Annotated in this window: 26 protein-coding genes and 1 pseudogene; 14 read left to right on the top strand and 13 right to left on the bottom strand. The window is 65.9% G+C overall.

From position 1 onward, the window contains the following. Window positions 1-63: 63 nt before the first annotated feature. Window positions 64-1158, bottom strand: a complete 1095-nt coding sequence (locus ACZ60G_RS20995) for a serine hydrolase domain-containing protein (RefSeq protein WP_465811714.1) — start codon at window positions 1156-1158, stop codon at window positions 64-66. Between the two features lie 274 nt (window positions 1159-1432). On the opposite strand from ACZ60G_RS20995, the gene ACZ60G_RS21000 reads away from it, so the two are divergent. Both ACZ60G_RS21000 and ACZ60G_RS21005 read left to right on the top strand, forming a co-directional pair. Next, window positions 1433-1954 carry an RDD family protein gene (locus tag ACZ60G_RS21000; RefSeq protein WP_465811715.1) on the top strand — a complete coding sequence of 174 codons (522 nt, stop codon included), beginning with the start codon at window positions 1433-1435 and terminating at the stop codon, window positions 1952-1954. A 22-nt stretch (window positions 1955-1976) separates the two neighbouring features. Continuing rightward, window positions 1977-2480 (top strand): gluconokinase, encoded by a 504-nt coding sequence (locus ACZ60G_RS21005; protein WP_465811871.1) that lies wholly within the window; start codon window positions 1977-1979, stop codon window positions 2478-2480. Between the two features lies 1 nt (window position 2481). On the opposite strand, the gene ACZ60G_RS21010 is transcribed toward ACZ60G_RS21005, so the two are convergent. Then, entirely contained in the window at window positions 2482-2703 is a 222-nt protein-coding gene (locus ACZ60G_RS21010) for a hypothetical protein (protein WP_465811716.1), read from the bottom strand. A gap of 142 nt (window positions 2704-2845) precedes the next feature. On the opposite strand from ACZ60G_RS21010, the pseudogene ACZ60G_RS21015 reads away from it, so the two are divergent. Next, window positions 2846-3391 (top strand): annotated as a pseudogene (locus tag ACZ60G_RS21015) (phosphatase PAP2 family protein); the annotation flags it as partial. A gap of 17 nt (window positions 3392-3408) precedes the next feature. Here ACZ60G_RS21015 and ACZ60G_RS21020 read toward each other — a convergent pair. From ACZ60G_RS21020 to ACZ60G_RS21030, 3 genes are all read right to left on the bottom strand, one after another. Further along, on the bottom strand, window positions 3409-4209 hold the full coding sequence (locus ACZ60G_RS21020; protein WP_040695980.1) for a M50 family metallopeptidase: 801 nt from the start codon (window positions 4207-4209) through the stop codon (window positions 3409-3411). Window positions 4210-4260: 51 nt separating this feature from the next. Then, window positions 4261-5307, bottom strand: a complete 1047-nt coding sequence (locus ACZ60G_RS21025; RefSeq protein ID WP_465811717.1) for a Gfo/Idh/MocA family oxidoreductase — start codon at window positions 5305-5307, stop codon at window positions 4261-4263. A 93-nt stretch (window positions 5308-5400) separates the two neighbouring features. Further along, on the bottom strand, window positions 5401-5913 hold the full coding sequence (locus ACZ60G_RS21030; protein WP_465811718.1) for a hypothetical protein: 513 nt from the start codon (window positions 5911-5913) through the stop codon (window positions 5401-5403). 126 nt (window positions 5914-6039) lie between these two features. Between ACZ60G_RS21030 and ACZ60G_RS21035 the strand changes: the two genes are divergently transcribed. Beyond that, window positions 6040-6201 carry a hypothetical protein gene (locus ACZ60G_RS21035; protein WP_465811719.1) on the top strand — a complete coding sequence of 54 codons (162 nt, stop codon included), beginning with the start codon at window positions 6040-6042 and terminating at the stop codon, window positions 6199-6201. Window positions 6202-6207: 6 nt separating this feature from the next. Here ACZ60G_RS21035 and ACZ60G_RS21040 read toward each other — a convergent pair whose 3' ends face one another. Both ACZ60G_RS21040 and ACZ60G_RS21045 read right to left on the bottom strand, forming a co-directional pair. Further along, window positions 6208-6918, bottom strand: a complete 711-nt coding sequence (locus ACZ60G_RS21040; RefSeq protein WP_465811720.1) for a class I SAM-dependent methyltransferase — start codon at window positions 6916-6918, stop codon at window positions 6208-6210. 171 nt (window positions 6919-7089) lie between these two features. Continuing rightward, window positions 7090-7968, bottom strand: coding sequence for a phosphotransferase (locus ACZ60G_RS21045; RefSeq protein WP_465811721.1), 879 nt, complete (start codon window positions 7966-7968; stop codon window positions 7090-7092). Between the two features lie 82 nt (window positions 7969-8050). Here ACZ60G_RS21045 and ACZ60G_RS21050 point away from each other — a divergent pair, with 82 nt between their 5' ends. Next, complete coding sequence (locus ACZ60G_RS21050) at window positions 8051-8686, top strand: LysE family translocator (RefSeq protein ID WP_465811722.1); 636 nt, start codon at window positions 8051-8053, stop codon at window positions 8684-8686. 3 nt (window positions 8687-8689) lie between these two features. Here the strand turns inward: ACZ60G_RS21050 and ACZ60G_RS21055 are convergent, their stop codons facing one another. The 3 genes from ACZ60G_RS21055 to ACZ60G_RS21065 form a co-directional block, all read right to left on the bottom strand. Then, entirely contained in the window at window positions 8690-9229 is a 540-nt protein-coding gene (locus tag ACZ60G_RS21055) for a hypothetical protein (RefSeq protein WP_465811723.1), read from the bottom strand. A gap of 126 nt (window positions 9230-9355) precedes the next feature. Then, window positions 9356-10030 (bottom strand): response regulator, encoded by a 675-nt coding sequence (locus ACZ60G_RS21060; protein WP_465811724.1) that lies wholly within the window; start codon window positions 10028-10030, stop codon window positions 9356-9358. Then, a complete protein-coding gene (locus ACZ60G_RS21065; RefSeq protein ID WP_465811725.1) occupies window positions 10012-11712 on the bottom strand; it encodes a sensor histidine kinase in 1701 nt (566 codons plus the stop codon). Before ACZ60G_RS21065 ends, ACZ60G_RS21060 begins: the two co-directional genes overlap by 19 nt. A gap of 146 nt (window positions 11713-11858) precedes the next feature. Here ACZ60G_RS21065 and ACZ60G_RS21070 point away from each other — a divergent pair, with 146 nt between their 5' ends. The 3 genes from ACZ60G_RS21070 to ACZ60G_RS21080 are packed head-to-tail and all read left to right on the top strand — an operon-like array spanning window position 11859 to window position 14597. After that, a complete protein-coding gene (locus tag ACZ60G_RS21070; RefSeq protein WP_040695968.1) occupies window positions 11859-12665 on the top strand; it encodes an ABC transporter ATP-binding protein in 807 nt (268 codons plus the stop codon). Beyond that, a complete protein-coding gene (locus ACZ60G_RS21075; RefSeq protein ID WP_387287580.1) occupies window positions 12655-13542 on the top strand; it encodes an ABC transporter permease in 888 nt (295 codons plus the stop codon). Before ACZ60G_RS21070 ends, ACZ60G_RS21075 begins: the two co-directional genes overlap by 11 nt. Next, window positions 13503-14597 (top strand): ABC transporter substrate-binding protein, encoded by a 1095-nt coding sequence (locus tag ACZ60G_RS21080; RefSeq protein ID WP_465811726.1) that lies wholly within the window; start codon window positions 13503-13505, stop codon window positions 14595-14597. The genes ACZ60G_RS21075 and ACZ60G_RS21080 overlap by 40 nt, the downstream gene beginning before the upstream one ends. Before the next feature lie 60 nt (window positions 14598-14657). Here ACZ60G_RS21080 and ACZ60G_RS21085 read toward each other — a convergent pair whose 3' ends face one another. Continuing rightward, window positions 14658-15422 carry a siderophore-interacting protein gene (locus ACZ60G_RS21085; protein WP_465811727.1) on the bottom strand — a complete coding sequence of 255 codons (765 nt, stop codon included), beginning with the start codon at window positions 15420-15422 and terminating at the stop codon, window positions 14658-14660. Between the two features lie 111 nt (window positions 15423-15533). Here ACZ60G_RS21085 and ACZ60G_RS21090 point away from each other — a divergent pair, with 111 nt between their 5' ends. The 4 genes from ACZ60G_RS21090 (at window position 15534) to ACZ60G_RS21105 (ending at window position 19654) form a co-directional block, all read left to right on the top strand. After that, window positions 15534-16361, top strand: coding sequence for an NADPH-dependent oxidoreductase (locus ACZ60G_RS21090; RefSeq protein WP_465811728.1), 828 nt, complete (start codon window positions 15534-15536; stop codon window positions 16359-16361). Window positions 16362-16458: 97 nt separating this feature from the next. After that, on the top strand, window positions 16459-17889 hold the full coding sequence (locus tag ACZ60G_RS21095; protein ID WP_465811729.1) for an amino acid permease: 1431 nt from the start codon (window positions 16459-16461) through the stop codon (window positions 17887-17889). A gap of 57 nt (window positions 17890-17946) precedes the next feature. Continuing rightward, a complete protein-coding gene (locus tag ACZ60G_RS21100; RefSeq protein WP_465811730.1) occupies window positions 17947-18969 on the top strand; it encodes an FAD-dependent oxidoreductase in 1023 nt (340 codons plus the stop codon). A 25-nt stretch (window positions 18970-18994) separates the two neighbouring features. Continuing rightward, on the top strand, window positions 18995-19654 hold the full coding sequence (locus ACZ60G_RS21105) for a class I SAM-dependent methyltransferase (RefSeq protein ID WP_465811731.1): 660 nt from the start codon (window positions 18995-18997) through the stop codon (window positions 19652-19654). A gap of 14 nt (window positions 19655-19668) precedes the next feature. Here ACZ60G_RS21105 and ACZ60G_RS21110 read toward each other — a convergent pair whose 3' ends face one another. Continuing rightward, on the bottom strand, window positions 19669-21054 hold the full coding sequence (locus ACZ60G_RS21110; RefSeq protein WP_465811732.1) for a flavin monoamine oxidase family protein: 1386 nt from the start codon (window positions 21052-21054) through the stop codon (window positions 19669-19671). A gap of 162 nt (window positions 21055-21216) precedes the next feature. Between ACZ60G_RS21110 and ACZ60G_RS21115 the strand changes: the two genes are divergently transcribed. Further along, complete coding sequence (locus tag ACZ60G_RS21115) at window positions 21217-21426, top strand: hypothetical protein (RefSeq protein ID WP_465811733.1); 210 nt, start codon at window positions 21217-21219, stop codon at window positions 21424-21426. Further along, entirely contained in the window at window positions 21423-22163 is a 741-nt protein-coding gene (locus ACZ60G_RS21120; protein ID WP_465811734.1) for a hypothetical protein, read from the top strand. The genes ACZ60G_RS21115 and ACZ60G_RS21120 overlap by 4 nt, the downstream gene beginning before the upstream one ends. Window positions 22164-22178: 15 nt before the next feature. On the opposite strand, the gene ACZ60G_RS21125 is transcribed toward ACZ60G_RS21120, so the two are convergent. Further along, window positions 22179-23591 carry an MDR family MFS transporter gene (locus ACZ60G_RS21125; protein WP_465811735.1) on the bottom strand — a complete coding sequence of 471 codons (1413 nt, stop codon included), beginning with the start codon at window positions 23589-23591 and terminating at the stop codon, window positions 22179-22181. Window positions 23592-23625 lie beyond the last annotated feature (34 nt).

Raw genomic sequence — 23625 nt, forward strand, 5'->3', positions numbered from 1 at the left:
CGGCGGGGTGGGTCAATACAGGGGGATGGCAGCCGACGGAGCTTGCGGAGACGGCGGGGTGGGTCAATACAGTGCGCAGTAAGTTCGCGTGGCCGCATCGTCGAGAAACCGTGCGGCGGAGGCGTTGTCGGCGAGGTAGTGGAATTCGTTGCCGGTGAGCAGCACGATGCGACTGCCGTCCGGGCTGGCGATGACCCGATTGTCGTAGCCGAGCGTCCGGCCGAGGTAGGTCCAGACCGGACCGCAGGGTGCCTGCGCATGCAGCACGCCGAGTCCGTAGCCGTTGCCCGCATCGGGTGTCGGCACGGTGGTGGTGAGTTCGGTCTGTTGCGCGGGTGGCAACAGTCGGCCGGAGAACAGGGCGTGGGTGAAGGTGGCGAAGTCGTCCAGGGTGGAGATCATCGCGCCCGCCGCGCCATAGATCTGTGGATCGGCGACCGAGATATCGCGTTGCCAGGTGTAGCCGTGCAGCCAGTTGCCGTGTGGGTTCGGGTCGGTGACCGGATAGGTGGTGTCGCGCAGCCGCAGTGGTTCGATGATGCGTTCGTGCACTTCGTCGGCCGTGTGCCGGCCGGTCACGGCGGTGATCACCATGCTCGCGAGGACATAGTTGGTGTTGGCGTAGGAGAACTGCTCGCCGGGCGCTCCGGTCCGACCCCGCTGCAGCGCGATATCGACCTCCGCCCTGGGTGACCACGCAGGCCAGACCGCGACCCCGGCGATATAGGGCAGTGAGATCCTGGGATCGTCGGTGTATTCCGGCAGCCCGGAGGTGTGGTTGAGCAACTGGCGAACGGTGATGCCCGCACTGTCGGGCACTGTGCCGGGAATCCAGCGGTCGATGGGGTCGTCGAGGGACAGTCGCTGTTCGGCTTCCAGTTGCAGCAGGACCACGGCCACGAACGCCTTCGTGAAACTACCGATGCGGAACCGCGCCTTCGAATCGGCGGGGGTGCGAGTGGACAACTCGCCGTAGCCCGCGTGCACGTAATGCGTTTCGGATCCGCTCCGGACCAATCCGATGACACCCGGGAAACCGTTCGCGACTCCGGCGTCGGCGCCCGCCTGCAAGATATCGACCGGCTCCTCGGCCCGCGCGACGCCCGGCGTTGCCAATACGACGAGCACAGCGGCGACCATCCCCCTGATGGCAGTCATTCCCCTCCTGCGGCATGCGCGGTGTTCCGAGGCATCAAGCTACCGCAACCGCTCCGACACACCGGAATTCCGGTCCGGAATTCCGGTGGGTGCCCGTGAACTGCGCAGATGCGTCACTCGGCATGCCGACTCGGTAGCTACGTGCATGCGCCGCGGCATAACGTCCGGTCGTCGAGCGGGAACAGGAATCACGCCGGCCGGGCCATGTGGAGGGGAGTTCGGCGGGTGCGACACCTGTTCCCGCGGTCGTCAGCAATCACACACGGAGGGGATCTTGAGTACGTCGAGTACCGCCTACCTCACAATCCCCTCGGGTCGGTATCTGCTCGCGGGCATGGGGACCCGGCTGGGCGCGCGGCTCATCGATACCGTCATCATCGGCATACCGATCGGTATTGTTGCTGCGGCCGTGGTCGCGAGCACGGACTCGTCGAACGAATTCCCCGCCGAGACCGATTCCGGATTCGGCGTGGGCACCACGCTGCTGGTCGTGGCACTCGGCTTGCTCGCGAGCATCGCTTATGACGTCGGCTTGACCGCGACCCAGGGCGCGACCTTCGGGAAGAAGGCCTTCGGCATTCGCGTCGTGCGGATCGACACGGCCGACGCACCGGGCGAGGGTATCGGCTTTGCGGCGGCCATGATCCGCTGGGCGACTCTCGTGCTTCCGAGCGGCCTGTGTGTTATCTGGGGTGTGCTCTGTGCGGTGTCGCCGTATTTCGATCATGTCGCCCGGCAGGGCTGGCATGACCAGGTTGCCGGAACTTTCGTCCTCGCGTACCGGGGCTACCGATAGGGTCGGCGTGGTGAGTGCAGGCATGACATATCGGCCGGTTGTCGTCGTGATGGGCGTATCCGGATGCGGAAAGTCCACGGTCGGTGCACTGCTTGCCGAGACACTGCAGGTCGAATATGCCGAGGGTGACGATTTTCATCCGGCTTCGAATATCGAGAAGATGGCTGCCGGTGTGCCGCTGACGGATGCGGATCGCGCGCCGTGGCTCGATATCGTGGCGGCGTGGCTGGGGGAGCGGCACGAGCGCGGCGGGGTGGTCAGCTGCTCGGCGCTCAAGCGCGGCTATCGCGATCGATTGCGTGCCGCCGCACCCGAGGCGTTCTTCGTCCATCTGTCCGCATCGCGGGCGGAACTGGCCCGCCGAATGGAGATGCGCCGTGGCCATTTCATGCCCGCGACGTTGCTCGACTCACAGCTCGCCGCATTGCAGCCATTGGCCCCGGACGAATTCGGCATCACCGTGGACGCGACCGCGGATCCCGTCGAACTGGTTCACGAGGCGGTAACGGCCTGGGAGTCGCGCTGACTCAGGTGTTCGTGCGTCGCCGCACGACCCGGGTCGCCAGCCAGGCGACGCCGAGTATGAGCAGTGGGGTGAGCAGCAGCAGAGGGACCGTCGCCGCACCCGCGAGCGGATGCAGCCAGCCCGCGACGGTATCGCATATCGCGTCGATCAGGGCGCGAGCCAACTCTGCCACTGGCGAGTGCTCGTCCGGTCCGGTGCTGGCGTGGTCCGGCCATCGATTCACGGCCAACACCCTACGACATCGGATCGGTATATCCGGTAGAACCACGGCCGGACGCTCAGCAACCTCACAGCTGCGAATCTGGCATCGTGGAGGTATGACAAATCGCCCGCTACCGGTTCGGAGCATCGCGGTGCTGACCGCGATGGTCTTCGCCATTACCGGCAGCGTGCTCGGGCGCGACGGCATCACCGCGATAGATCAGCCGGGGACCGATTGGGTGATCCAGCGCCGTGCCGGGCTGGTCACGCCGGTTGCGATCGGGGTCAGCGACCTGGGCGGCACGCTGGCGATGACGGCGCTGGCGGTGGTCCTGTGTCTAGTGCTGGTTTGGCGGCGGCGGTGGCCGGAGGCGGTGCTGGCCGGTGTCGCGACCGCGGGCGCGGGCGTGCTCGTCGTGGTCGGCAAACATCTGGTCGGCCGTAGTCGCCCGCCCGAGGCGGACCGTCTCGTCACCGAGACCAATCAGGCATTTCCGTCCGGACACAGTCTCGGATCGATTGTGGTGATCGGACTCCTTGCCGCGGTGGTGCTTTCGCGACTGCACCGCCCGGTCGCTCGCCGCGTCGCGGTGACCGTCGCGGCCGTATTTGTTGTGGCCGTTGGTCTTTCCCGCTGGTATCTGGGCGTGCACTGGCCGACCGATGTGCTCGGCGGCTGGTGTATCGGCGCGCTGTGGCTCGCGCTGTGTCTGGCGGCGTACCGGGCCTATCTGGTCGGCAGGGCCGGTGTGGTGCACTCTCCGCCGGAGACATTGGGAATACAGACACCTGCGGCCTCGGACAGCAGCAGCGCCCCGCCGACCAGCGCGGCCACCGCGATCGCACCGAAGACGAACACCCACAGCAGCGCGGGGATATGAGTGAGCCGAGCGAGCTGATCGGCGTCGGAGTCCGCGCCCTGCGGCATATTCCAGCGGCGGACTCGCCCGCGCTGCAATTCGATCACCGGCCGGGTGCCCGCGAGCAGTAGGAACCACGCGCCGAGATATGCGAAACCGGCCTGGACCGTATCTGTTCCGAACCAGGACACCGCGAAGACGATGGCGCCCAAACCGAATACCGTCAGTAATCCGTAGACGTTGCGCACCTTGATCAGGACGGCGGCGAGCAACGCGATCGCGGTCCAGAGCATGAGGGTGATCCGGTTGGCGCCGAGCAGTGCGGCGAAGCCGAGACCGAGCAGCGGTGGCGAGGGATAGCCCGCCATCGCGGTCAGAATCATGCCGAGGCCATAGGGTTTTCCGCTCGATACGGTCAAGCCGGAGGTGTCGGAGTGCAGTGTGATGCTGTTGAGCCTGCGGCCGGTGAGCAGTGCGGTGAGCGCGTGGCCACCCTCGTGCGCGATGGTGACCACATTGCGGGTGATCCGCCACAGCGGGCTGTATCCGACCAGAATCAGGGCCGCGACTGCTGTCGCGATCACCAACCACCATGGTGGCGCGGCCTGGGTTGTAGTGAGCCGGTCCGCGATGGAGGCGCCGCGCTCGACGAATTCCGCTGTTTGCACCGCCGCACCTTATCCGGCCGCGGCGAGCTTCGCTGAGTCGTCGCGAGCCGGTCAGGTGGTGACGAGCTCGCCGAGATCCGCCGATCTGCGGGCGGCGTCGAGCAATCGCAAGGTGGTGACGGCGTCGCGTGGGTCGACCGGAACGGGTGCGCCGTCGAGGAGTGCGGCGGCCATGGCCTCGTAGAACGCGGGGTAGTCGCCCGCCAGCGTTGGGACCGGGTCGACGTCGGGTTCCGCGCCTACCGTTCCCCACCGCTCGGGTTCGACTGTGCCCCAAGGACCGTCACCGGGGCGATGGCCCGACCGCAATGCGTTCTCCTGCGGATCCAATCCGTAAATGAGGTAACCGGCTTCGGAACCGAGCACCCTGAATCGGGGTCCCAGCTGCGGAGTTACCGCGCTCATCCAGAGATGCGATCGCACACCCGAGGTGTGGGTGAGTGCGACGAAGGCGTCGTCATCGGTCTGGATATTCGGCCGTCGCCGGTCCAGTTCGCCGTACACCGAGCGCACGGGGCCGAACAGTGTCACCGCTTGATCGATCAGATGACTGCCGAGGTCGAACAGCAGTCCGGCGCCGTCGTCGGCGGAACCGACTTCGCGCCAGCCGCCCTTCGGTATCGGACGCCACCGCTCGAACCGGGACTCGAAACGGCGTACTTCGCCGAGCCGCCCGTCCTCGATCAGCTGCCGCACCGTCAGGAAGTCGCCGTCCCAGCGCCGGTTCTGGAATACCGATAGCGCCAGACCGGCTTGCTCGGCCCGCGCGATCAGATCCTGGCCCTCGGCTACGTTCACCGCGAACGGCTTGTCGACGACCACCGGCAGCCCGGCGTCCAGCGCCTGCCGAGCCAGCGGCGCGTGCGTTCGATTCGGCGTCGCGATAACGACGAGATCAATTCCCGCGATATCGGCGAACAGTTCGTCCGCGGTCGCCAGCACCCGCACCCCGGGATGTTCGCGTCGCGCTTGTTCGGCCCGCTCGGGCGACCCCGTAACTACCGCCGCCACCCGCATTCGCGGCTGCGCGGCGATCAGCGGCGCATGGAACACCGATCCGGCCAATCCGTACCCGACTATGGCGACCTGCAGGCTCATCGTTCCGACGCTACCGTGACTCCCTCCGGCGGCGCCGGTCCGGCTGAACGCACCATCAGCGGCTCAGATCGCTCTGGGACCACGATCGCACGCTTACGGATGTTCCTGGGTGTCACGGTAGCCGCGACGACCGAACTGTCGACGACGCATGCCCTCGAGCATTGCGAGGCGTTCGTCGAGATCAACATCCGACGGTGGCTGGATGCCGAGATCTTCTCGAAGTGCGCGGCGCAGCAGGCGGATGGCAAATCCTAGTGTGTCGTCAAGATAATGGTCCAGTGCCGCAACTTGTTCCGGTTCGTTCGCGTCGACGTCGAGGGCAGCCTGGTGGCCCTCCTCGATGCACCGATTGACTTCGGACGCGATGTACAGGGCGCGATCCGACAGCACCATCTGCGCGCGTGCATAGCTGTCGCGCAAGGCTTCCCACGCTGTCGCGAACTTCTCCGGCGCTGCGTTCGCGCTGTCCTTCTCGGCAAGGTAGCGGCGGGCGGGAGTTTGTCTGGCCGTATGCCTGTCGCAGGCAGGGCAACCCGACACGGCCACCGGAATCTGTGAGCAGGTGCTCGCCGAACTGCGGGCCCACGAATCCGCGCCGTTGGACATTCTGATCACCCGTCTCGCCTTGGGGCTCGCACATCTCGCCGCCGGGCAGCTGGACGCCGCCACAGCGGCCTTCGAGCCGGCTGCTGCCGAGCTGTATCGTTTTGTCCGGCGGTTTTCCCGCTCGGCATGACCGCGGTCGCGACGTTGACCACCAGTACGGCCACCGACCTGCCTGCACTGCGCGCGCTCGGCGACCTGCTGCTTCTGGTTGCGCTGGGCGCGTGGGCGCTCACCTTCGCCGTATTGCTTGCGGACCGAACGACATTCGAATCCGGTCGGTCCGCGTAATCGGCGTCAGATTCGCTGGGCCTCCAGCACCCATATCGGCAGCAGGAGCGCTCCGGTCTCATCGATTTCGAGCTCGACGCCCCGCTCGGCCAACATATCGCGCACCGGTTGCGGCGGCATGATCGTCACCATCCGGTCGATGCGCAGCGTATTCAGCGACCAATCCGGAGCCGCGAACGCGGCGCGCAACTCTTCCTCGCCGATCTGAAACGGCGCATACGCTTCGCTGTGTCCCTTATCGGCAAAACAGAATTGGATCAGCCGACCACCCGGACGCATAACCCGATGCAGTGCGGCGACATGATCGCGGCGCTGCTGCGCGGCGAGACAATGGAACAGCGCACTGCTGACCACCGTGTCGAACCGATCGTCATAGCCGTCGAGTTCGGTGGCATCGGCAATCGAGAAGGCCACCGCCACGCCGCGCTCGGCCGCGCGGGTGCGTGCCTCCTCGATCGCGGTGGGGGCGGCATCCAATCCGGACACCTGATAGCCCAGGCTCGCTAGATAAATGGCGTTATCGCCCGGCCCGCAGCCGATGTCCAGCACCTGCCCGGTGATGCGTCCCGCATGTTCGAATTCGACCAATACCGGCTGCGGTCTACCGATATCCCACGGCAACCGCCCCATAGGTATGCCCTCGACGACCGTTTTGTCCCGATAGGCCTGTTCGAAATCGATTTCCGCCGGGTCGAACTGCGATACCGCATCACTCATGACTCGCCCCTTGCTTCGATAGATGAACTGCAGGGATCTCGACAAAGGCAATCCTAGCCGAACCGGAGGTGAAATCTCCGTTTAATTGTGAATCCGGCCGAGCCTGCCGCACCGACGTCCCTGGCTTGGACGCCCGGCGGCTGACGCCTGGCAAGGCGCGCCTCTTCGTCATCATGCAGCGGAGAGTCTCAGCCTCTCGAGCACACCTGTCAAACCGCTTTGCAGAACGGCAGTGTCACCAATGTCCGAGCCGTGGGTCACTTCATGCCACGGTCCGAGTTGATGCCAAACCAGTGCGCGTCGACGGAGGTCGCCGGTGACGCCATACGCGGCGGCAACAGCGTCTGCAAAATCTGTCGGTGCACCATACAGTGGCCAAGCCAGGTCGTTCGCGGCATCGCCGAGATGGACGTCGCCGAAGTCGATCACCCCGGCAATGCGACCTCCCGCTACCAACACATGCTCAGGTCCGAGGTCGCCATGGACGACCGTATCTGCTGGGAATACCCGTGCGGAGTCGAGGACCGCCGACGCCGAATCTCGTTGGGAGAATGGGATCAACGGCATGACATCGGCCCGGAAACGGCTGATCATCGCTACCCGGTTGCCCCTGGTTTCGGCCGCAGGCGGCAACCCATGTCGGACCGCTTCGGTCGCGGGACTGTCGTGAAGTGCGCGGAGAAACTTTCCGATCGCGACACCGTGCTCGACAGCAGGCGACACGATCGCCTGACCGGGCACGAGAGCGTGACGCACGACGAGCGGCGTTTCCCGCACCACCCAGGGGATCGGCACCTGCAGCGGCAGCAGCGGCGCCAGCCAAGGCATCAGCTGGGTTTCGCGTCGGAGTTGGTCGGCAACCTCTGGACGGCGCGGTCGGCGCTCGACCCAGCAACCATCGACCAAAGCAGCGAAGCTATCCCACCCTTCAGAGAACTCCACGACTCCGACGTTAGAGCAACGGATGATCGTCGCAGCACGGGCTGGGCGCACATCAATAGCGCGGAGTTCAAGCGGTTGACCAACTGTCCGCGCGATTCGACCGATCATTCTCGAATGAGAGTGCAGTGAAGCGTCACTCGGGTTCAGCGACGCGTGCACTGGGCCGTGTCCAAGCGGTAGGCTCCGACGGATGGTGCCCGCCTCTCACTTGGCCGCTTTCGCCGTCGCCGCACTGATCATCATCGTAATTCCCGGCCCGAATGTGCTTTTCGCAATCGGACGGGCCTTGGCGCACGGTCGGCGCACGGCATTGCTTTCGGTGCTGGGGGCGACAGTCGGATCGGCGGTTCCGCTGATTGCCGTTGCGCTGGGGTTGGGTGTGGTGCTCGCAGCGTCGGCCGTCCTGCTGACGATCGTCAAGGTGGTGGGCGCCGGTTATCTGATCTACCTGGGCGTCATGGCGATCCGGGAGCGGAAGAGTCTCGCGGGTGCGCTGCGTTCGCACGCACCGGATGCGAATCCGCGACGCATGTTCCGGCAAGGTGTGATCGTCGGCGCGACGAATCCGAAGACCATCGTGTTCTTCGCCGCTGTCCTACCGCAGTTCGCCGACCCGGCCACGGGCGCATTGCCCTTGCAGTTGCTGACGCTCGGGTCGGTCGGGCTCGGCATCCAGATACTCTCCGATGGAACATGGGCGATGATCGCGGGTGCGGCGCGATCGTGGTTCGTCCGCTCACCGCGCCGCCTCGAATCCGTCGGCGCCACCGGCGGATTGATGATCATCGGCGTGGGTGCCAGCGTCGCGCTGAGCGGCACCAACTGAGGATTATGCGTGGTTGGTGGTGCTCCAGAAACCGATCCAGAGCGCACCCCACCAGCATGCCTGGGAGATGAGCAGGGTTAGCGCGCCGCGGGCGATCAGCGGTCGGTCGAGGACACCGCCGCGGGCCGCGACTCGGTCGGTGAAGGCGGATGCTTGTAGACCGTTCAGTGTCAGGGCGACGACCAGCGCCATTTTGGTCTGAGTGGTGTGGTTGGCGATATTCGGTTCGAGGAGTACGCCGCTGGCGACCAGACCGATAACGCCCAGCCAGATGGGCAGTTGGAGGCGGTCGGCGACGGTCAGCATTTCGCGCAGGGGTGTGCGGCGCAGGACCCAGGCCACGGCGAAATAGTCCACCGCCAGCACCGCGCCGAAGCCCAGGACCAGCGAGGCCAGATGGATGAGCAACGCCGCATGGTGCAGCGCTGGCGTGCAATGCAATTGGGTCGACAGCCAGATCGCCGTCGCGAGCGCGGCGCAGGTGGCAACCGTCCGGATCGCGAAACCGCGCCGGGTATGAATCTCGCCCACCAGCGCCGTCATCGGCGCCGCTCCAAGTCCCGGCCCTGCATTATCGATCCTCACTCACACACAACTAACCCAACCTGGTTAAGGTTAGGCACGCCTAATGCTAGTGTCTCCGATTTCGGTCGAGATCGACAGGGGTATTCAGCGGCGGCGCGGTACCGCGGTGTATTCCTGTTCGGGGCGGCCGGTGGTGCCGTAGCGCAGACGCATCTGGACGGTGCCCGCGGCGACCAGGGTGGCGAGATAGCGCTGAGCGGTGGCGCGGGAGATGCCGATGGCGGTGGCCACCTCGGCGGCGGACAGCGGTGCGGTGGCCTCGAGGATGGTGTGCAGGACGAGGTCTTTGGTGGGGGAGGCGATGACGGTGGTCGCGGTGGGCGTCGAGGTAGGGCGCAGCGCTTGGAGTGCGGCTTCGATGCTCGCGTTATCGATCTGGGGCGCGGCGAGGGTGCGGCGGTAGCGGGCGTATCCGGCCAGGCGGGCCGCGAGCATGGTGTGCGGGAAAGGTTTCACCAAGTATGCGAGTGCGCCCGCGGCGAATGCGGCTCGCACGGTGGCGCTTTCGGTGGCAGCGGTCAATACCATGGCGTCGCAGTGCAATTCGCGCACGAGGTCGATGCCCGAGCCGTCGGGTAGGTACACATCGACCAGTGCCAGGTCGATCGCATTGGCGGCGTCGAGTTCTCGCGCGGCGGCCAGGGTGTGGGCGGTGCCCGCGACGGTGAAACCCGCGATGGATTCGACTATTCCGGCGTGCAGATTGGCCACGCGGAAGTCGTCGTCCACCACCAGCACGGTCAGATCTGTTGCGGCCATGGCATCTCGCTGTCTACCAATACTCCGGGGATTCGGGCGATGAATTCGGCGCCGGTGAGCGGCGGCGCACCACCGCGTGCACTGGCGAGCCGGACATCGCCGCCGTGCGCGCGGGCGATCTGGCGGATCAGCGCGAGGCCGACGCCGCGCCCGCCCGGCACACCGTGATCCTCGCGGGTGGAGGTGCCCTCGGTGAACAGGGTGTCGATCATTTCGGGTGCGACACCGTCACCGCTGTCCGCGACCGCGATATGCAGCGTCGAACCCTCCTGCACCAGTTCGACTTCCACCTGTTTGATCGGATTGTCGGCGACGCGCGCGGCCTCTATCGCATTGTCGAGCAGATTGCCGAGCACGGTCGTGACATCGACGGGTTCGGCGAGATTGCCGTCCACCCACGTATTCGGGCCGAGTGCGAGTTCGACGCCGCTCTCGCGCGAATGCGCAGCCTTGGCTGCGAGGAAGGCCTGCAGATAGGCGTCGTGGATCGCATCGATGCCGGGCGTCGCCGCACCGAGCGGGCCCGCACCGATCAACTCATCGATGACATGTGACGCCTCCTCGGTGCGCCCGCCGTGCAGCAGTCCGCTGAGCAGGTGCATCTTGTTGGAGAACTCGTGGCGCTGGGCGCGCAGGACAGTGCTCATCGATTGCACCGCATCGAGTTGGCGGGTCAATGCCTCGACATCGGTGCGATCGCGCACTGTTAGCACGGCACCGAGATTGCGCCCGTCGCGGGTGACGGGCCGGGCCGCGACCACCACGATATGCGAGCCGATGGTGGCGGGTGTCGGCTGTTCGTCGAGCGCACGGAAAACCTCCAGCACCCGTGGCGTCAAACCGATCTCGTCGACCGGACTGCCGATCTCGGCGCTGATACCGAGCAGCCGCCGTGCCTCGTCATTGACAAACGTTGTGCGCCAAGCGGAATCGACGGCGAGCACACCGCGGCCGATGCCGTGCAGCACCGCCGCCTGACCTTGGACGAGTTCGGCCAGTTCGGCGGGTTCGAGTCCGAGCGTCAATCCGCGCCATCGCCACGCCAGCAATGCCGAACCCGCGACTCCGATCAGTAGCGCCGCGGCGATGAACAGCGCCGCGGTGCGCAGATCGGAGAGCAACTGCTCGCGAATCGCGGTGGTCGAGATACCGACGCTCACCGCACCGACAATTCGATCCGAACCAGCCTCCACCACAGGAACTTTCGCACGCACGGAAGGCCCGAGCGTCCCGCGCTCCTTGACGATCACCTCCCGGCCCGCCAGCGCCTCCGACGGATCCGTGCTCACATGTTCGGTCAGTCGCGCCTCGTCCGGATGTGCCAGCCGGATTCCGGCATCGTCGGTGATCACCACGAACAGCGCGCCCGTGCGCTGCGTCGTATCGATGGCTATCCGCTCGAGCGGTCCCGCGGTGAGTTGCGTCCGCAACTCGGGCGTCACCGTGCCCGGCGCGTATCGAGCGACCTCTTCGCGCACCACGGGTTCGGCCGCGATGCTGCGTGCGATGGCCAGCGCACGCTGCCCGTACTGATCGTTGAGCCGTTGGCTGCTGACATAGCCGAATACCGCGAAGGCGGCGGCGAGGGTCACCGAGACGATCACGATCTGCAGCAGCAGCACCTGGGTGCGCAACCGGAAGTGTCCGGTCGCGCGCCGCGGTGCTCTGCCGTCGTTGGCCATTTCCGCAGCATAAACCACGCAGACCGGCGTGAGCAGAATGCGCACAACCTTCGAATCGGTCGTTTGCACCGGTTGTGCGCACAAGCCTCGAAGTGTGACCCGGCCCACGTAGGTTCGCTCTACCTGATCCGCTAGGAGCAAGAAGAATGACCGAACCACTCATCGAGCTGCGGAGCGCGACGAAGCGCTTCCCCGGCACCGGCGGCGGAATCCACACTGCCGTCCGCAATCTCGATCTCGCGGTGCAACCCGGCGAATTCGTCGCCGTGGTCGGCCCGACAGGCTGCGGAAAGTCGACGACGCTGTCGTTGGTCTCCGGGCTGGAGCCGGCCTCGGCCGGGCGGACGCTGGTGCGCGGCAAGGATGTCCACGGCATCCCGGACGGCATCGGCTACATGTTCCAGCAGGATGCGGTGCTGCCGTGGAAGAGCGTGATCGATAACGTCGCCCTCGGCCCGCGCCTGCGCGGCAAGTCCAAGGCCGAAGCGCGTGAACAGGCCCGCGGCTGGGTGCGCAAGGTCGGTCTGGCCGGATTCGAGAGCTACTACCCGCATCAGCTCTCCGGCGGTATGCGCAAGCGCGTCGCACTGGCGCAGACATTGGTCAACGATCCCGAGATCCTGCTGATGGACGAGCCGTTCAGCGCGCTGGACGTGCAGACCAGGCAGTTGATGCAGGACGAACTGCTGCGCGTATGGGCAGGCACCGGCGCGGCCGTCATCTTCGTGACCCACGATCTGGAAGAGGCGATCGTGCTCGCCGACCGGGTCGTCGTCATGACCGCCAGCCCGGCGACGGTCTGCGGCAACTTCCCGGTCTCGCTGGAACGTCCGCGCGATGTCGAGGAGGTCCGGCTGACCAACGAATTCCGGGATATCTACAAGGAAATTTGGGAAACGCTGCGCGATCAGGTCGAGGCAGCCCGAGGCAAGGGAGCCTCCCGTGTCGCATAACGTGCTCGAAGATGTGGCGAAGTCCGCGCCCGAGGTCGAAATCGAAACCGAGGAGCAGATTCTCGCACGCGTGCGGACCAACCTCCGGCGCAACCGGCTGCGCACCTGGGGCTTGCGGATCGCCCTGATCGCGGTGTGGCTGGGCGCATGGGAGCTCACCGCCACGCTGTGGATCGACCCGTTCTTCTACTCCAAGCCCTCGCTGATCTGGGACCGCCTGGTCGAATGGTTCACCGAGGGAACGCAATTCGGCTCGATCTGGCTGCAGATGTACACCACCGTGCAGGAGGCGGTGCTCGGCTTCGTTATCGGCGCGGTGGCCGGTGTCGTACTCGGCACGCTGCTCGGCCGCAGCCGCTACTGGGCCGAGGTGCTCGCGCCGTTCATCAAGGCGCTCAACGCCGTTCCGCGTATCGTGCTGGCGTCGCTGTTCATCATCTGGTTCGGTCTCGGGCTCAGCTCGAAGGTCGCGACGGTCGTGGTGCTGGTGTTCTTCGCCGTATTCTTCAACGCCTTCACCGGTGCGCGTGAGGTCGACGGCAATGTCATCAATAACGCCCGCATTCTGGGTGCGAGCAAGCGTCAGGTGCTGAGCTCGATCGTGCTGCCGAGCGCGACCACCTGGATCCTGTCCAGCCTGCACACCGCCTTCGGTTTCGCGCTGATCGGTGCGGTCGTCGGTGAATACGCCGGTGCCAGTAAGGGTTTGGGTCTGCTGATCAGCAACGCCCAGGGCACCTTCGATTCGGCCGGTATCTACGCGGGCATGATCATCATCACCGTCATCGCGCTGCTGGCCGAATGGGCGATCAGTGCGGCGGAGGGCCGATTGCTGAAATGGCGTCCGTCGCAGGCGACTTCGAACCACGGGATCTGATCATGCGGTACGTCAAACATCTGACGATCATTGTCGGAGTCATCGCGGCACTGCTGCTGGCGACCGGCTGCCGGGATTCCCGAACCATTCCGATGGCCAACGGCCGGCCCCAGATCACCATTATGGTCGGCGGTCTGGAGAAGGTGATCTACCTGCCCGCCATGCTCACCGAAAAGCTCGGCTTCTTCGAGAAGAACGATATCGACGTCAAACTGCTCGGTGAACAGTCCGGCGCGAGCGCCGAAACCGCGCTGCTGACCGGCGATGTGCAGGCCGTGGTCGGTTTCTATGACCACACCATCGACCTGCAGGCCAAGGAACAGTGCCTGACCTCGGTGGTCCAGTTCGCCGATGTGCCAGGCGAAGTGGAGCTCGTGTCCAAGGCGGATGCTGCCGGTATCAATTCGCTGGCAGATCTGCGCGGCAAGAACCTCGGTGTGACCTCGCTCGGCTCCTCGACCGACTTCCTCACCCAGGCGCTCACCGGGCAGTCGGGTATGACCACCGCCGACTACACGCGGGTGAAAGTCGGTGCGGGACAGACCTTTATCGCAGGCATGAACCACAATGGCATCGATGCGGGCATGACCACCGACCCGACGGTCGCCACCATGGTGAACTCCGGTGACGCGAAGATCCTGGTGGATATGCGGACCGAGGAAGGCACCCGGGCGGCATTGGGCGGGCTGTATCCGGCATCGTCGCTCTACATGCGCTGCGACACCGTCGACGCGCATCCGGATATCGTGCAGAAGATCGCGAGCGCGTTCGTGCAGACGTTGCAGTGGATCAAGACGCACACCGCGGAGGAGATCGCTGCCAAAATGCCCTCGCAATACGCGAGCGCGGGCCGAGACCTCTATGTCCAGTCCATCCGCGACTCGATCGGCATGTTCAACGGCACCGGCCTGATGAAATCCGAAGGCGCCGAGAATGTGCTGAACGTGCTCGGCAAGTACTCGAAGAATGTGGCGCCCGTCAAGGACCGCATCGATCTGTCGAAGACCTACACGACCCAGTTCGTGCAGGAGGCGCTGCGCGCGAATCAGCAGTAGCGACACCACGAAATCCCATGGCGACCGGCGAACATCCGGTCGTCATGGGATTTCGGCCGTTCACCTGTTCGGCGCATCCTCGGTGTCCTCGGCCTTGAATTCGGCCTTCCATTCGCGGAAGCCCTCCTCGGTGCGGCCACGCCGCCAGTAGCCGGAGATCGAGTTCGCCCATTCGGCGGAGACGCCGCGTTCGCGACGGACGTAGCGACGCAGGTCCTGCATGACGGCGCGGGCCTCGCCGTGGATGAAGACCTGCACCTGGCCCGCGCGCCACGTCGCCGCGCGCACGGCTTCGGCCAGCACATCGCCCGGCTCGCGTGAGCCACGGTGCAGCCAGGTCAGTTCGATGCCGGTGGGCTTGTCCAGTTTCAGTTCGTCATCGGGTCCCGCGACCTCGACGAAGGCCTGCCCGACCGCATCGGCGGACATCCCCTCCAGCGCGGCCGCGATCGCGGGCAGCGCCGCCTCGTCGCCTGCGAGCAGGTGCCAGTCGGCGTCGGCACGCGGCGCATAGGCTCCGCCCGGTCCGAAGCAGTCGATGGTGTCGCCCGGCCGCACCGAAGCGGCCCAGGGACCGGCGATGCCCTCGTCGCCGTGGTAGACGAAGTCCACTGCCAGCTCACCGGCATCCGGATCGACCGAGCGCACGGTGTAGGTGCGCAGCACATCGATGCCGTCGCGTGGGTAAATGAACTTCACATACGAGTCGGTGAACTCGCTCGGTCGAAACGCGGCGAATCCGGGGCCACCGAAATACACCCGGATCAGATGCGGGGTCAGCCGCTCGGTGCGCTGCACCGTCAGTGTGGTGCGGGGTCGTGCCAAGGTAACCTCCACTAATTGCTAATTAGGCTTGCCTTACCAACCGTACCCGGTTCGGTTCATGCTGAGGGTTACCGCTGACGGGCGCGCCGTAGATGTCACAGGATGATCGGCATGACGCAGACCGTGCCGAGCCCCGCCCACGCCGTCCAGCAACGCTATCGGGATCCGAATCCGACCGCGCCCGCCGAGTGGAATCCGGTGCTTCAGGTACTGCACGAGCACCGCTCGGTGCGCCGCTACCTCGCCGATCCGGTCTCCGACGACACCCTGCGATTGCTCATCTCGGCGGCCCAGTCCGCCCCGACCTCCTCCAATCTGCAGGTGTGGAGCGTCATCGCCGTCCGCGATCCGGCGCGCAAGGCCCGCTTGGCCGCGCTGTCCGGCGGGCAGGCACATATCGAACAGGCCCCGGTGCTGCTCGTGTTCACCGCCGATTTCGCCCGGCTGCGCCAACTCGCCGAGGACCGCGAAGCGCCCCTGGTTGGAGCGGACTATCTCGAATCGAGCTACGTCGGTTTCATCGATGCCGCCCTGGCCGCGCAGAACGCGGTCGTGGCCGCGGAATCCCTCGGCCTCGGCACCGTGTATATCGGCGCGATCCGCAACAACCCGGAACAGGTTGCGGCGGAACTGAATCTGCCCGAGCAGGTTTTCGCGGTCTTCGGACTCGTTGTCGGACATCCGGATCCGAGTGAGGAGGCCCGCGTCAAACCGCGCCTCCCGCAACCGGCAGTCCTCCACCACGAAACCTACGACCTGCCCAACCAACGTCCACATGTGGCGGCCTACGAAGACCGCATCGCCGAGTTCTACGCCGAACAGCAGCTTTCGCACTCCTGGACCGAGCGCGTCCTGGCCCGCCTGGCCTCCGCCGCCAGCCTCAACGGCCGCCACCGGCTCCGTGAGTCCCTGGCGAATCACGGCTTCCGCCTGCACTGATCGCGGTGTGGTTCGGGTCGCGCGGCGGTCCGGTGGTGCGGCCGGTAGCGTGACGGGCTGATCGATCTCGAGCTCCAGGGGAAGGACCGCACGATCCATGACAGCCTCCGACCGTCAGCTCCAAGCTGAATCGGCGCCCACCGACCCGGCCGCATCCGGTGAAGAGGGGTACTCGCGGGGGCTGAGCCCGCGGACCATTCAGATGATCGCGATCGGTGGTGCGATCGGCACGGGTCTTTTCTATGGTGCGGGCGGTGCGATCGAGCAGGCGGGGCCTGGGCTGATCCTGGCCTATCTCGCGGCGGGTCTGGCGATCTTCGTGATCATGCGGGCGCTGGGGGAGTTGCTGACCTACCGGCCGGTCTCGGGCAGCTTCGCCGAGTACGCGCACGAATTCCTCGGGCGCTTCGCGGGATTCGTCACCGGGTGGTCGTACTGGGCGGTCTGGGTGGCGACCTGTATGGCCGAGATCACCGTTGCCGGGAAGTATGTGCAGTACTGGTTCGATATCGCGCCGTGGCTGACCGCGCTGGTGGTTTTGGCGGTCATGTTCTGCGCCAACCTGATCTCGGTGCGGCTGTTCGGTGAGGGCGAATTCTGGTTCTCCGCCATCAAGGTCACCGCGATCGTCGCGATGATCCTCATCGGCATCGGGGTGCTGACGATCGGCTTCGGCCATGCCGCCAACCCGACGGTCACCAATCTGTGGGCCGATGGCGGTGTGTTCCCGAACGGATTCGGACAGTCGCTGCTGGTGCTGCAGATCGTGCTGTTCGCCTACGTCGGTGTCGAGCTGGTCGGTGTGACCGCGGGCGAGGCGCGGGATCCGCGCACGACGCTGCGCAAGGCGATCAACACCCTGCCGTTCCGCATCGGCCTGTTCTATGTGGGCGCGCTCCTGGTGATCATGTCGGTGGCCAGTTGGCGCAACTTCCACGCGGGTAAGAGCCCGTTCGTCGAGGTGTTCCAGCAGATCGGCATCCCAGGTGCCGCGGGCATCATCAATTTCGTGCTGCTGACCGCGGCGCTGTCATCGTGTAATTCGGGCATCTACTCCACCGGCCGCATGTTGCGCACCCTGTCGCTGCACGGGGAAGCGCCCGCGGGGCTGAACAAGCTCAGTTCGCGCGCGGTGCCGTATGCCGGCATCACAGCTTCGGCGGCCGCGATGGTCATCGGGGTGATCGTCAATGTGATCTCGCCGGACAAGGCGTTCAACTACATCACCTCGGTCAGCACCATCGGCATCATCTTTGTCTGGGGCGTAATCTTGGTGTGTCACTTGATCTATCGCGCCAAGGTCGGCCGTGGTGAACTGCCCGCCAGCGACTACCGCCTGCCCGGCGCACCGATCACCACCTGGCTGGCGCTGGCCTTCCTGGGGTTGGTTGTCGTCCTGTTGTTCTGGACCGAGAGCGGGCGCACCGCGATTGTCGTCGGAGCGGTCTGGGGTGCGCTGGTCTGCGGCGGCTATCTGGCGATGACCAAGCTCGGCAAGGGTGGCGCGGTAACCCCACCGGTGGCGTAGGGGACGGCAGCCGGGGGGTGGGTAAGCACAGCGGTCCGCACCGGCCTGAGGAGGCACATGGTCACGATCATCGGCGGCGGTATCGCGGGCACGATACTCGCCGGAGCCCTTGCGCGCGAGGGACTTCCGGCCACCGTGTACGAGCGGCGGTCCACGGTCGACGCCGGTGCGTTTCTCATCCTCGACAGCCGGGCGCATGCGGCGCTGGGCGAACTCGGGATCGACCGCGACGACCTATATGCCGCATCGTGTGAGGTGCGCGCGCTCGGCTTGCACGACCTCGCCGGGTATCGTGCCCAGCCCGATGACGGTCGGCGGCTCTACCTCCGCCGGGATCTGCTACGAGTGCTCACCACCTTCGCCCACGCCACGGCCGCGGAGTTCCACTACGACCGTCCGGTGACCGATCTCGACATCGAGAGCCGAACCTTAAGGCTTGCAAGCGAATCGGTGACACCGGACGGCCCGATGATCGCGGCGGACGGTATCGACTCGCTCGTACGCGCCCGCATGGAGCCCGCCCGGCCCCCTGTATACGCGGGTCAGGTCGTCATCTACGGGGTTGCGAGGACCCCGATCACCCTGCCCACCGAAGAATCGGTACTGCACTTCCATCGCACCGGCAACGCCCGGCCGACCGACGCCTTCGGGCACCTGTGGAACGACCAGACGGCGGTATGGTTCGCCAGAATCCGTCGCCAGCCGATCCCGATGGCGGACAACGGTTTCCACCCCGTCGAGGCATGGGCGGAGCAGATCCGCGCGGCACTGCCCGCCATACCGGGTCTAATCGATTCGCTACTTTCGATCACCGAGACGGTGCACGTCAGCAATGCCCGCAATGTGCCGCTGACCCATCCGCGCCCACCCCGAGACGACGTAATCCTTTGTGGCGACGCCGATCACGCCATCAGCCCCGCCGCGGGCGTCGGCGCCCGTGACGCGATCGAAGACGCCGCCGCCCTCTATCGGGCCCTCGTCGCGAAGACCTCGATAGCCGAGGCCATGGCGAACCGCCGCCGACAGATCCTCATCGAGCGAGCGGAGGTCGCCGAAGCCTTCCGGCGCGGCCGCTTCTGATATCGGCTCGTGCGAGACTGGCTGGATGGCCTTGAATCGAGATGCTGATGCCAGCAGGTTGGCCGCGGAGTCGCTCGCACAGGACGATCCGACCGGGTGGTTCGAGCGACTGTATGCGGAGGCGGCAGCCGGGGCGGCGATGGTGCCGTGGGATCGCGATCAGCCCAATCCGATGGTGGTCGAGTGGGCCGAGCAGCGTGCGGCGGACGGTGCCGGGCGTCGGGCATTGGTGGTCGGTTGCGGGTACGGACAGGATGCGGAATACATCGCGCGGCTCGGCTTCGCGGCTACTGCCTTCGATATCTCGCCGACCGCTATTGCCGAAGTGCGCCAACGGTTTCCGAAGTCCGCCGTAGAGTATGCGGTGGCCGATCTGCTGGATCTGCCCGCCGCGTGGCGGGATGCGTTCGATCTCGTCGTCGAGTCGATTACGGTGCAGTCGATGCCGGTGTCGGTGCGCGATACCGCGATCGCCAATATCCGGCGGGCCGTGGCACCCGGTGGTCAGTTGATCGTGATCGCCGGAATCCGGGCGGAGGGTGCGGAGGTCAACGGACCGCCGTGGCCGCTGACCCGGTCGGAGATCAATTCATTTGCGGCCGAGGGACTTCGGACAGTGGATATCGAAGCGAATCAAGAGACGCAACGGTGGCGGGCCGAATTCACCCGATCGGCTGTGGGATAAGCCGCACCGGAGGGTCAGCTGACCGCTGTGGGCTTCCGGTCCCCAGCGGCCAACGCGGTGATCTCGGCGGCGGCACGTTCACCTGAGCGGATCGCCCCGTCCATGTAACCCATCCACACTGTCGCGGTTTCGGCTCCGGCCCAATGTATTCGGCCGATCGGTGTGCGTAGGGCCGGGCCGTATTCGGTCCAGGTGTTGGGCGGCATGAAGGCTCCGTAGCAGCCGCGGGTCCACTCGTCGGCGGACCAGTCTTTCTCGATGTATTCGATGGGGGTAGCCGCTGCGGGGCCGAAAAACCTTGTGAGGCTGGAGATCACGATATCGCGCCGTTCCTCGACGGGGTAGCGGCCGAGTCGGCGGGCATCGCCGCCTTCCAGGAAGGCGAGCAGTACGCCGGGGTTCCCGTCCGGCGGGGAGTTGTCGAAGGTGACCTTGACCGGTCCGGTGGCAGCGGTGACCTGTCCGGACAGCCCATCCGCCCGCCAGAAGGGGGTGTCGTATACGGCCATGGTCTTGATGACCGAGCCGTTCGGCATACGCTGAGTGAGCTGGTCACGATCGGCGGGCAGCGCGGGGGAGTACACCAGCCGACCTGCCAGGGCCGGGCTTATCGCCACGATCACGCGGCGGGCCAGAATCCGGGTGTCGTCGCCGTGCACGACGGCGGAACCCTGGGTCTGCTCGATCTTGCGCACCGGCGTATTCAGCAGCACATGCTCGCCCAACTGCTCTGCCAGCGCCATCGAAATTCGTTGCGAACCGCCCACGATGCGCGTTTGCTGTGCGCCACCGTCGGTTTCGATCATCGAATCCACACCGCCACCGGCATTGAGATAGGCCAGCAGATGCAGCAGTGACACATCTGCCGGATCGGCGGCCCACACTGCCTTGCAGACCATCGTGATGGCCCGGCGCGCGATCTCCGAATGCAGATTGCGTCGCATCCACGACGCGACGGTCTCGGTATCCCACTGCCCCGCCCGCGCCGCCGACCACGGTGCGTCCGCCGGCACCACGCGCGACATCCGATCCAACCGCTGCAGACCGATGTAGGCATCCAGCAGGGCGGCGGAGGCGATCAACGGAATCCGACCGCGATAGCGCCGCAGTTTCCCGCGATGTTCGAACAGATGCCGACCGGTGGTGTAGGTGGGAAACGTCTCCAGCCCCAATTCGTCGATCAGCGCCAGCACCCGGTCCTGACCGGGACCGACCCACTGCCCGCCGACCTCGACGATCTTGCCGTCCCCGATCGGGTGGTTCAGAGTGCGACCACCGACCCGATCCCGCGCCTCGACGACCAGCGCATCGAATCCGGCGCGACGCAACTGGCGGGCCGCCGTCAATCCGGCAAGTCCACCGCCGATCACCGCGATATCCACCGTGCGCTCGACACCCATGGCGACCACCGATCCACCCGTGACCGATCGGACGACTCGGTCGTATGCTCCGACGTTAGGGCACACGACCCCGTCATTGACCCCGAACAGCACCGTTTCCTTGCATCCAGCCGCAAATCGCCCCACGTGATCATGAACCCGATGCGCCCGACGGAGGCAACCATGACAGAGCAGACGCTGGCCGAACTGATAACCGATGACCTACCCCCGGGCATTGCCGCGCTGAGCGCGGAGCGGCAAGCCGAACTCGCGCAGGCGATCGTCGATGCCCGATGGCGGGAGGCGAACGAGCTGAAGGCCGCGGCCTTCGGCATGCTCGACTTTCTGCCGCGCTTCCTGCGCGGCCCGGTCAAGAAGGCGGCCGGACTGTGACCGCGCAATTGCTGAAACTCGCACGGACACTGAGGGTTCCGGTCGAGCATCTCGCCTACCTCGCCGACGTGCCCGATGCGGATCTGCGTGAGTTCCGCCGTCAGGTCACGGATCTGTTCGTGGCCGGACAGGAGCCCGGACTGCGCCGGGTCGCCCAGGCGTCCAAAGTGATTCCGACGCCGATCACCGCGAAAATGGTGGCGCGCAGCCGCGGTGCACTGCTCGCGGCCCGGATGTCGGGCGTGCTCGATCCGTCGCATGCGGTGGATGTCGCCAAACGCCTGCCGGTCGACTTCCTCGCCGAAATCGCCGCACGACTCGATCCACGCCATTCCGCGGCCATTATCGGTGGTCTGCCCCAGGCGACCATTGTCGCCGTCGGCAAAGAGCTTGCGGCACGCGAAGATTGGATCACGCTCGGCGAGTTGGTCGCGTCCATCCCCGATACCGCGGCCCGCGCCACCGAATCCGCACTCGATGGCATCGCGCTCGTCCGCTCGGCCTGCCTCGTCGAGGATGCCGCACAGCTGGAACGCTTCGTCAACCTCGCGTCGCCCGACAAACTCACGGAAATGCTGTGTGCCACGGCCGAAAACGACCTCTGGTCGGAGTATCGCGGCACGCTGAAAGCCCTCTCCGAATCCGCGGTCGAAGCCGTCCGCGCCGCCGCCGAACAACTACCCGCCGAGCAGCGTGCCCGCGCGCTGGCCGAGATCGCCGAGCGGTCGGCCCCATAACGTTCACGAAAGTGCTCAGGCGGCGTTCGCGCCCTGGCGCGGCATCATCGCGGATGCGGTCACCATGACCAAGGCCATCGCGGCGACCGCGAGGAAAACTAGATGCACCGCCGAGGACAACAACGCCGGAGCCGGATGGTCGGTGTCGCCGACGCGCGAGTTCACGATCGCGCCGAATATCGCGACACCGACCGCACTGCCCAACGATCTGGCGAACATATTCGCCGAGGTGACCACGCCGCGCTCGGACCACTCCGCCGTCGTCTGCGCCGCGATCAGGGTGGGGGTGGCGACAAGGCCCATGCCGGTGCCGATCACGAAACACGAAGCGGCGACCTGGATCAGCGTGGAATTCTCATCGATCAGCAGGGTGGTGGCCGCACCGAGCGTGGCCAGGGTGCTGCCGATCAGCGCGGTCGCGCGAAAACCGATGCGCAGGTAGACCTTTCCGGCCTGGGAGGCGGCCAGCGGCCAGCCGAGGGTGAGCGCACCGACGGTGAGACCGGCGATCAGCGCCCCGGTGCCGAGCACGCCCTGCGTGAAAGTCGGTACATACGAGGTCATGCCGAGCAGGATCGCGCCGACCAGCACCGAGACCAGACTGCTGGCGATAATGACCCGTCGCGTGAAAACCCACAGTGGCAGAATCGGATTCGCGGCCCGCCGCTCCACCAGAGCGAACAGCGCGAGCACGAGTGCGCTGCCCACGAAGATGCCGATACCAGTGGCCGACGACCAGGCCCAGGCCTGTCCACCCTCGAGCAAGCCGAGAATCAGCGCACCCGCGCCGATGGTGAGCAGCGCCGCACCGAGATAGTCGACGCGCTGTTTGCGCCGTACCGTGCTCTCCTGGAAGCTGCGCACCAGCATCCACGCGGCGAGTGCGGACAGCGGGATATTGATCAGGAAGATCCACCGCCAGCTGACGTATTCGGCGAACAGTCCGCCCAGCAGTGGCCCGACTACCGCCGAGATGGCCCACACGCTGGCCAGATATCCCTGTACCTTGGCGCGTTCGGTCAGGGTGTAGAGATCGCCGGCGATTGTCATGGTCATCGGCATGATGGCGCCCGCACCGATACCCTGCACCGCGCGGAAAATGATCAGCCCCAACATGCTCGTCGCCACACCGCACAGCAGTGAGCCGAGCGCGAAAACCGCGATGCCGAACAGGATTACCGGCTTGCGCCCGACCGTGTCGGCAACCTTGCCGTACACCGGAACCGTAACCGCTTGTGTCAGTAGGTAAATCGAGAACAACCACGGGAACTGCGAGAACCCGCCGAGGCTGTCGGTGATGGTCAGTACCGCGGTGGCGATTATGGTGGAATCCAGCGCGACCAGCCCTGTCGCGAGCATCAGCGAAGCAAGGATCGCACCTCGATCGGATCGCAGACCGACGGACGATTCCATTGCCTCGGTTGCCACCGACCGGCCCCTCTCCTTCGCTTCACCAACCACC

The sequence above is a fragment of the Nocardia sp. NPDC102475 genome, assembly GCF_055584605.1.